Source organism: Methylococcus sp. EFPC2 (assembly GCF_016925495.1).
GTDB lineage: Bacteria > Pseudomonadota > Gammaproteobacteria > Methylococcales > Methylococcaceae > EFPC2.
The window spans coordinates 1435427-1438709 of record NZ_CP070491.1 but is presented as its reverse complement, the minus strand read 5'-3'; the positions used below and the strand labels follow the sequence as shown (position 1 = coordinate 1438709).

Annotated in this window: 3 protein-coding genes; 1 reads left to right on the top strand and 2 read right to left on the bottom strand. The window is 60.2% G+C overall.

The genetic code is table 11. The features are described 5' to 3' along the window. Positions 1–197: 197 nt before the first annotated feature. Positions 198–932 carry an adenosylcobinamide-GDP ribazoletransferase gene (locus JWZ97_RS06125; RefSeq protein ID WP_240342511.1) on the top strand — a complete coding sequence of 245 codons (735 nt, stop codon included), beginning with the start codon at positions 198–200 and terminating at the stop codon, positions 930–932. Between the two features lie 23 nt (positions 933–955). Here JWZ97_RS06125 and JWZ97_RS06120 read toward each other — a convergent pair whose 3' ends face one another. Next, entirely contained in the window at positions 956–1918 is a 963-nt protein-coding gene (locus tag JWZ97_RS06120; protein WP_205433911.1) for an HDOD domain-containing protein, read from the bottom strand. Further along, positions 1918–3237 (bottom strand): sigma-54-dependent Fis family transcriptional regulator, encoded by a 1320-nt coding sequence (locus tag JWZ97_RS06115; RefSeq protein WP_205434574.1) that lies wholly within the window; start codon positions 3235–3237, stop codon positions 1918–1920. Before JWZ97_RS06115 ends, JWZ97_RS06120 begins: the two co-directional genes overlap by 1 nt. Positions 3238–3283: the final 46 nt, after the last annotated feature.

Here is a 3283-nt window from a genome sequence, read left to right as displayed (position 1 = left end):
CTTCACGGCCAGGAGAGCATGCTGCTCGACGGGGCGGCGTTTACGGACGCCGCCCCGAACCGGGTGATGATCAGGACATGCTTAACGGTTGCCGTGGAGGAGCCTGGAACGGCTCACTTTGATGAGCCTTTTGGTCGCCCCGCCAGACGAAAGCGGGACCCATCGCGTAGCATACCCATTCGATGAATCGACCGACCGTGAAATCCTTCCTTATCGCCTTACAGTTTTTGACCCGCCTGCCGGTTAGGCTGGAGGGCGATTTCCAGCCCCGCGAGGTCGGCCGCTCGCTGCTCTACTACCCCGTTGTTGGCTTGTGCTTGGGCTTGCTATTGCTGCTGTCGGCGCGGGTTCTCGCCCACGCGGGCGGATTGTTGCCGGCGGCCGGAGTGTTGGCTTGCTGGGTGACGCTTACCGGCGCGTTACATCTCGACGGTCTGGCCGACAGCGCGGACGCGTGGGCCGGTGGTTTGGGCAACCGCGAGCGGACGCTCTCGATCATGAAGGACTCCAATAGCGGACCCGTGGCCGTCGTGGCACTGGTACTGCTCTTGTTGCTTAAGCTGGCGGCGCTGGAGCGGATCATCACGCTTGAGGCGTGGTCTTCCCTGATATTCGCCCCGGTCATGGGACGCTCGGCGGCCCTGCTGCTGTTCCTGACCACCCCTTATGTGCGTTCCGGAGGATTGGGTTCCGCATTAGCGGAATACCTGCCGCGGAAGGCGGGTTGGTGGGTTTCGGCGGGTGTGGCCGCGACGGCTTTACTATGGCTTCAAATAGCCGGGGTGTGGGCGATGTTGGTCACACTGGGCGTCTTCATCGGCCTGCGGGCCATGGCGGTTCGACGCATCGGCGGGATTACCGGGGACGTCGCCGGCGCCCTGATCGAGTCGGTGGAGTGCGCGGTGCTGTTCGCTTTCGCGTGGGCCGCCTGAGTCTCTGCGGCATCCGAGAGGGACTAGCCCTCGTCTACCAGATTCGCGACTGCCAAATCCAGTTCGTCGAGGTTGTTCTCCACCTGGGCCAGGCAGGCTTCGCTGATGGCCGGGTTCAGGCCTAGCTGATCATAAAGCGGCGTATCGTCCACCGACGTCTGAACGGCGTCGCCGATTCCGATTTGACCGAGCAGGCGATCCGTCAGGCAGGTCATCCACACCAATTTTTCGTGCTGCCCGCGGTAGTAGGGATTGTGATGATGTTGGATGATGGTCTTCAACTCTTCCGGCATATTCCAGGACTGCATAAGCCAGGCGCCAAGCTGGGTGTGATCCACGCCCAGCGCGAACCGTTCGATCGGAAGCAGAGGGGCGTTCGGGTTGGCATCGGCCAGCTTGAGTAGATAGTTGAACTCCTTGCGGAACAGATGGGCCAGCAGCAGATGGCCGGTATTGTGCAGCAGGAAGACCAGATGAGCGATGTCCAGAGCGGGGCGGTTTTCGGTCGCCATGTGCTGTGCCAGCTTTTGTATCAGGGCCGAACCCGCCAAGGTTTGGCGCCAGAAAAAGCGTTTGCCGAGCAGACCCTCTCTGGGTGCCTGCAAGGCACGCATCGCACAGAGAGCGATGGCCTGGTTGAACACTTGGTCGAAGCCCAGCACGACGATGATCGCGTCCTTGACGGAGAGGATGTGTTTGCGGCTGCCATACAGCGGTGAGTTGGCCCAACGGACGATTTGCGCGCTGAGCGATGGGTCGAGTTCCACCACTTGGGCAAGCCTGCCGGCATCGCTATATGGGTCTTCGCGCAATGCCAGCACGCGACGGGCGATTTCCGGTAGCGGCGGCAACTTGTCGATGCAATCGATGCGAAAACGCATGTCTTGCGGCGCGCGCATCGAATCCGGCTTTTGTGCCACCGTATCGAGTGCCCACAGTGCGCGCAGCATTTCGGATTGATCGTGTTGAGGCGTGATTGGGCTCATCAGTCGTTCAGTCGATAACGTTTCAACTTACGGTACAGTGTACGTTCGCTGATATTCATTTCGGCCGCCACCCGTCTTCGGCTGCCGTCGTGCTTTTGGAGAAGATCCTGTATGTAAGCCAATTCCATGGCTTCCAGCGGGCTTATTTCGCCGCTGGCCGGATCTTGCCCGCTGCCCCCCTCGGGTGAAACATGCGCCCTTCGGGGCGGGAGTTCCGGCAGCACTATACTCCGTTCCTCGATGAGGGGCCCCGAAGTCACGGTCGCCGCCAACTGCAGGATGTTGCGCAGTTCCCGGACGTTGCCCGGGTAGTCATGCGCCTGTAAGCGCGCCAGGGCCTCTGGAGCAAGGGCGACGGTTCGGTCCAGGCAGAGCCCTATCTGGCGCAACAACAAATCTGCGATGGGCGCTATGTCTTCCTTGCGCTCGCGTAGCGGCGGAACATGAACGGTGTAGACCGCCAGGCGGTAATACAAATCCTCCCTAAACCGTCCCTGCCGGACCAGTTCCGGCAGACTGCGATGTGTGGCCGCGACCACGCGGACGTCCGCACGTCTAAGTTCAGAACCGCCCACTCGCCGAAACGTCCCCGTTTCCAGTGCCCGCAGCAGCTTGGGTTGCTGCGACAGAGGCAGGTCACCGACTTCGTCCAGAAACAAGGTGCCTTGATCCGCCAATTCAAACAAGCCCTTTTTTTGCCCTCCGGCTCCGGTGAACGCGCCTTTTTCGTGACCGAAAACCTCGCTTTCGAACAAATCCTCCCCAAGTACCGTGCAATCCACGACGATCAGGGATTTGTCGCACCGAGCGGAGTGGGTATGAAGATATTCCACAGCAACTTCCTTGCCCGATCCGGTTTCACCCAGCAGTAACACCGGTACGGGACTGCGCGCGGCCAGATCGAGGTGATGAAGAAGATCCTTGTGAGCTTGCGATGCGCCGGCCAATCCGCCAGAGGCCGCAGAGCCGGCACCGTCCAAGGGCACTATGGACTCGCCGAGATAGATTACCTTGTCCGCATCCACCAAGGGATAGCCGCGGACTTGATAGCTCCTTTGTTCTCCGCCATCGAGCGATACCGTATGGGTCAGGTGATAAGGCTCGTAGTCCCGAAACAAATGTCGATGGCGGCAGTCTGGCGCGGAACTCTGCTCTCCGGTGACACAGCAGCAGGGGCGGCCGATCAGCTCATTCTTGTCGACGGTAAAGTGGCGTTCATAGGCTCTGTTGACTCCCTGTATGGTCAAGCTGGAATCAATGATGACGAAAGGCTGATCGTGGGTCTCCAAGAGGGATCGCAACGAAATCGAATGGATCATGTCGCTCAAATGCCTGTCCTTGAGTGAGACGGTTGTGACAGGCGCC